General features: G+C 71.0%; 4 protein-coding genes and 2 pseudogenes. 1 reads left to right on the plus strand and 5 read right to left on the minus strand.

The genetic code is table 11. The annotated features are described in order from the left end of the window. A pseudogene (locus ACFWYS_RS09925) lies at window positions 1-285 on the plus strand (GPP34 family phosphoprotein); the annotation flags it as partial. A gap of 253 nt (window positions 286-538) precedes the next feature. Here ACFWYS_RS09925 and ACFWYS_RS09930 read toward each other — a convergent pair. From ACFWYS_RS09930 to ACFWYS_RS09950, 5 genes and pseudogenes are all read right to left on the minus strand, one after another. Further along, complete coding sequence (locus ACFWYS_RS09930) at window positions 539-1117, minus strand: GAF domain-containing protein (protein WP_384765474.1); 579 nt, start codon at window positions 1115-1117, stop codon at window positions 539-541. A 61-nt stretch (window positions 1118-1178) separates the two neighbouring features. Continuing rightward, complete coding sequence (locus ACFWYS_RS09935) at window positions 1179-1778, minus strand: ATP/GTP-binding protein (protein ID WP_384765476.1); 600 nt, start codon at window positions 1776-1778, stop codon at window positions 1179-1181. Continuing rightward, the gene (locus ACFWYS_RS09940) at window positions 1756-2127 is read right to left on the minus strand and encodes a DUF742 domain-containing protein (RefSeq protein ID WP_093911774.1); all 372 of its coding nucleotides are present in this window, start codon (window positions 2125-2127) and stop codon (window positions 1756-1758) included. Before ACFWYS_RS09940 ends, ACFWYS_RS09935 begins: the two co-directional genes overlap by 23 nt. A gap of 2 nt (window positions 2128-2129) precedes the next feature. Next, window positions 2130-2564 carry a roadblock/LC7 domain-containing protein gene (locus ACFWYS_RS09945; RefSeq protein WP_384765477.1) on the minus strand — a complete coding sequence of 145 codons (435 nt, stop codon included), beginning with the start codon at window positions 2562-2564 and terminating at the stop codon, window positions 2130-2132. Window positions 2565-3655: 1091 nt separating this feature from the next. Next, window positions 3656-5341, minus strand: a pseudogene (locus ACFWYS_RS09950) (ATP-binding protein); the annotation flags it as partial. Window positions 5342-5728: the final 387 nt, after the last annotated feature.

The following is a 5728-nucleotide window of genomic DNA, read 5'->3' on the forward strand; positions in this document are numbered from 1 at the left end:
GGGGCCCGGGGCCTGCCGCGGGGGCCGGGGGGGCGGGGGGCGGTCGAGGGGGGGGCCCGGACGCGGGCCGCCGAGCGGTGGGGAGCACGCGAACCGCTCCTCGTCGCCCTGGCGGACACCGCAGGGATCCACGACGAGTCGGCCGACAGCACCGAGAACCTCGCCGACGACACCGTCACGACCGTGCTGGCCGCCGTCGGCGACGCGGTGATGGAACTCGAAGCCGTACGGCAGCGGCGGGTGATCGAGGACGCCGCGTTCGACAACGTGTGGCGCGGCTTCTAGGCGCTGACGCTCAGCGGGCGCCCAGCAGGGCCAGGCAGCTGCTCCACCGGGGGGCAGGCGCTGAGTGCTGTTGCACAGCTCGGCGAACATCACCTGGCCCTCCTTTTGGGCCACCACCGCCCGTGCCGCCTCGCACGCGTGTCCTTCACCCTGACGTCGTCGCATCGAACAGCCGCCGCAGCCGCTCCCCGTCGCCATCGAGGACCCGCGCCCTGTCGCGCCGGCGACCCGGAGCCTCGCTGTCAGTGCGCCGTCAGAGCATCGGCAGCCCGTCCGCCGCCCGCCTCTCCAGCCTCACCACCAGTTCCGCCGCCGACGCCTTGATGGTGTCCAGCCCCGGCCTCCCCCACGGCCGCGGCTCCACGTCGACGACACACACCGTGCCCAGCGCCATCCCCGTGGAGTCGATGAGCGGCGCGCCCAGATAGGACCGGATACCGAACTCGTCGACGATCGGGTTGCCCGCGAACCTCGGATAGTCGCGGACGTCCTCCAGCACCAGCGCCTTGCGTCGGACGACCACATGGGGGCAGAACCCATGGTCACGTTCCATATGGCGCCCCAGCTCCGGCTTGGTGTCGTCGGCCCGTGTGAGGCGCACTGTGGGCCGCACATGCAGGCCGGCGAAGAACTGCCGGTTCTCGCCCATGAAGTTGACCATGGCGTACGGCGCCCCGGTGAGCTCGGCGAGCTGCTCCGCGAAGCCGTCCAGGGCCGGGTCGGGGCTCTCCCCCAGCCTCAGACTGAACAGCCGCTGTGCACGAGCGGGAGCCTCCTTGTCCTCGGGGGTGAGCAGCAGACGAGCGACCGGGCGGGGTGGGCCGTAGCTCATGGGCGGATTCCGTCGCTGTGGGCGTGGGTCATATGCGGCTCCGTCGTGGTGTGTGCGGGTGTCACATGTGGGCGCCGTGGCTCGGCGCGGCTGCCGGGGTGTGGGCGATGAGGTGCCGTACGAGGGTCAGCAGGGTCTGCACACCGGAGCTGGAGATCCGGGCGTCGCAGCGGACGATGGGGATCTCCGGGTCGAGGTCGATGGCGGCGCGTACCTCCTCGGGGTCGTACCGGTACGAGCCGTCGAACTCGTTGATCGCGACGATGAAGCCGAGGCCGCGCTGCTCGAAGAAGTCGACGGCCGCGAAGCAGTCCTCCAGGCGCCGGGTGTCGGCGAGGATGACCGCGCCGAGCGCACCCTCCGAGAGCTCGTCCCACATGAACCAGAACCGTTCCTGTCCGGGCGTGCCGAACAGGTACAGGACATGTTCCGGATCGAGCGTGATGCGGCCGAAGTCCATGGCCACGGTCGTCTCGATCTTGTTCTCCACCCCTTCGAGGCTGTCGGTCGCGGCGCTGACCGTGGTGAGCAGTTCCTCCGTACTGAGCGGCGCGATCTCGCTCACCGCACCGACGAAGGTCGTCTTGCCGACCCCGAACCCTCCCGCCACCAAGATCTTCAGTGCGGTGGGGAAGGGGTCAGAGCTGTCGTCGTAGTCCATCGAGCACTGCCTCCAGAAGGGCCCGGTCAGTCGGGTTGTGGTGGAACTCGGGGGGCTTGGTGGTGAGCGCTCCGCCGTCGACGAGGTCCGACAGCAGCACCTTGGTGACCGCCGCCGGCAGCTTCAGGTGGGCGGCGACCTCGGCGACCGAGACGGGGGCGCGGCACAGGTCGAGTGCCTGCTCGTGCTCTGGGCCGAGGTAGCCGAGGGGGGTCGCCCCGGTGGCCATCACCTGCGACATCAGGTCGAGCGCGATGGTGGGCCTGGTACGGCCGTTGCTGACCGTGAAAGGGCGCACCAGCCGTCCGGCCGCGTCATCGAGCCAGGGCCCGTCGCCGGCCGCCGTCACGTTCAAGGCCTCATCGCCGAGGGTTCGACGGAGTGCTGACGGGGAGCCGTGATCAGGTACGGGCGGACGCTCTTGACCAGCATCGCCATCTCGTAGCCGAGGACGGCCGCGTCGGCCTCGCGGCCGGCCAGCACGGCGAGGCAGGTGCCGGATCCCGCCGTGGTCACGAACAGCAGTGTCGAGTCGAGCTCGACGACGACCTGGCGCACGTCCCCGCCGTCGCCGAAGCGGATTCCGGCGCTGCGGCCGAGGGAGTACAGACCGGAGGCCAGGGCGGCCATGTGGTCGGCACTGTCCGGGTCGAGGCCGTGAACCGACTTCACGAGCCCGTCGCAGGAGAGGAGTACCGCACTGGTCGTGTGCGGTACGCGCTGCACGAGGCCGCTCATCAGCCAGTCGAGATCGGAGACATGAGCGGTCGGCGCTTCGCTCGCCATGATGGATCGACTCCTTGAGGTACGAAGGTCTGCGGGAGCGCTGGAGACGGGGGTGGTCGTCCAGGCGGACTTCGAGCTGGTCAGGGACGTGGTCATCCGGCTGGTGCGCTCCCGTCGTGCCGGGTGGTGTGGTCGGTGCCGTACCCGGACCCGCCGTCCCGCCCACCGCGCACATCACGGGGCGGGGACGCGGGCCCGGGGTGCGTCTCGGTCATGTGGGCCCGGTCCATGGGGGAAACGTCCAGGGGCGGACGGGTGGTCATGGGGGTCACGTCTGTGTGGAGTGCATCCGTGTGGAGTGCATCCAGGGAGGTCGGGTGCAGACGTGGGGGTTGCGGGCGCCCCGTGTCGAAGTTCGTCGGCTCCAGCCGGATCGACGCCGGGCGCATGGACTCCAGGCGGGTGGTCTCGGGGGGCGTGGGGGCCGAGCGGGTCGGGTCCGGGGTGGGTGACGTGGTGTCGGAGGTCGTGTGGGGTGAGTGGGTGTAGGGGGGTGTGGTCGAGTGCGTGGTGCTGGTCGGGGTGGCGGGGGTGTGGGACGAGTCCATGTGGCCCGCGTCCATGTGGCCCGCGTCCATGTGGCCCGCGTCCTGGCGACCCCAACCCATGTGGACAGACGTGGTGTAGCCCGAGGACGTGTGGCCCGACGCCATGTGGCCTGACGTCGACTGTGTCTCGCGGCCCGATGTGGTGTGCGGCGCGTCCATGTGGCCTGCGCCTGTATGCCTCTGCCTCGCATCCATGTGCTCGCCACTCATGTGGCCGCCGCCCATGTGCTCAGCATCCATGGATCCGGAATCCATGTGCCCGGAGTCCCCGTGTCCAGCATCCATGCGCCCGGCGTCCAGGTGGCCGACGTCGAAATGTCCGCCCCCCACATGGCCTGTATCCACATGCGCCGCATCCACATGCCCCGCGTCCGCATGCGGCGCCTCCATGTGCGCCGCCTCCATGTGCTGCTGCGTCTCGGCGAGCCCGATGCCCCGCTGGAAGGCGGCCATCAGCCCCGGGTCATGGCCGGCGATGACTTCGGATTCCTGACGCGGTGCGGGGCCGTCACGGAGTTGGGGCGCGATGTGTTCCTGGGCGCGGCGTCGCGGCAGTTGGGGCTTGCCCATGGTGCCGCGCACGGAACTGGCACGCGGAGTGGGCGGTGCGACGGTGTTCTCGGCGACGATCCGACGCTCGCCCGGCTTGATCCCGGGCACGGCCTCGGCCGGGTTGGCTCGCTCTTCGCCGGTACCGCGCATGGGCAGCGGGGCCGGTCCGTTGCCGTTCGCCCGCGGGGCCGTACCCCTTACGCCGGTCTGCGGCTGCTGCTGCCGATTCGATGCGCCGGGCGACGCCTCGGCCGCACCGCGCTGCCCGCCCGCCGATGCGGCCGACGGGGGCTGCCGATGCTGCTGCGGCGGAACCGTCGTCGGGTGCGGACGTGCCTGCGACGGGGAGCGCGGCGGCACGGACGCCCCCGCCGTGCCATGAGTCGGCACCTGCGCCTGTGTCAGCGTCTGTGCCTGAGCCGGTGCTTCCTGCGACTCCGACGCCCGCCCCGCTCCTCCGCGATCCCCCGGCTCCGTGCCCAACAACCCCTGCGGCACGACGAGTACGGCCTGGACGCCGCCGTAGATGTTGGTCTGGAGGCGCACATGGATGCCGTGCCGCTTTGCGAGCTGGGACACGACGAACAGCCCGATACGCCCGTCCGCCAGCAGGCTGGCGACGTTGACCTGGTCGGGATCGGCGAGCAGGGCGTTCATACGGTTCTGCTCGGCGACGGGCATGCCGAGGCCGCGGTCCTCGACCTCGACGGCGAGCCCCGAGGTCACGAGGTTGGCGCGCAGGAGCACTTGGGTGTGCGGGGCGGAAAACACCGTGGCGTTCTCGACGAGTTCGGCCAGCAGGTGGATGACGTCGGCGACGGCGTGCCCGCGCAGGGTGCCGTCGATCGGCGGCACGAGTTTGACCCGCGAGTACTGCTCGACCTCCGCGATCGCCGAGCGCAGTACCTCGGTCATGGAGACCGGGTTGCTCCACTGCCGGCGGGAGACGGCGCCGCCGAGCACGGCGAGGTTCTCGGCGTGGCGTCGGATGCGGGTGGCGAGGTGGTCCACGTGGAAGAGGCCCTTGAGCAGGTCGGGGTCCTCGATCTCGTTCTCCAGCTCGTCGAGGATCGAGATCTCACGGTGCACGAGTGACTGGAGGCGTCGGGCGAGGTTGACGAAGACCTCCAGCTTCTGTTCGCTGCCGGCCTGGCTGGAGAGCTGGGAGGCCTGGACGACGGCGGTGACGGCCCCGTCGTGGGCGCGGGCCAGATCGGCGGCGAGGAGTTCGAAGTCGTCGGAGCCCTCGGGCGCACCGCTGCGCGACTTGCGCTTCGGGGGGCCGTCGCCGCGCCGCAGTGTCTCGACGAGGGCCCGCAGATCGGCTTCGCCGCGGGCGCTGCTGCGGCGCAGTGCGCCGATGCGGTCACTCACGGACCTGGCGGTGCGGTTGGCGGCCACCGCGGCGATCAGGATGCCGGCCAGGGTCACCGAGACCGCACCGGTGAGCACGGCCCAGAGGGTGAGGCTCGGCCTTGCTCCGGTGGTGCGCACGACGAACAGCACGGCCGCGCAGGCGCTGAGAGCCACCGCTATGGGCGGCAGTACGGCCAGACGCAGCAACTGGGGCCGTATATGGGTCTCGGGCAGCGCGGGTGCGGTGCGGGTGGCAGGGCGCCCGTGCCGCCCGCCCTCACGGCGGTCTGCGCGTGCGGCCGGGGCGCGGAGTTGAGACATCGGAGTCCTCGTACTGGTCCGTCGGTCGGGGCCTTGGGGCGTGCGCGCGGTCTGCGCGACCCGGGGCATGCGCCATCGCGATGTCGGTCGACAGAACCGACGAAATTCGGCTCCGTGTCGCCCGACGGACACTCACAGTAGTCGCCTCCGCATCATGTGCGGTGGGCAGTTGACAAAGTCCCGCAGGCAGCGTCCCGCTCTGGTATGAGCTCTCGTACGACAGACCGATAACCGGCCGCACCGTTCGCCCGCATGGAGTCCCCGAACGATCAGACCTGGTCAGAAGTGGTCACGAAGAAAAGTCGGGGGGGGGGGGGGCGGTGTGGGCGCCCCCCCCGGCGCCTGAATGTTGGGCGGGGGAGGACGCCCCCGCCCCGCCGGGGGGGC

The organism is Streptomyces sp. NPDC059010, assembly GCF_042740355.1.
Lineage (GTDB): Bacteria > Actinomycetota > Actinomycetes > Streptomycetales > Streptomycetaceae > Streptomyces.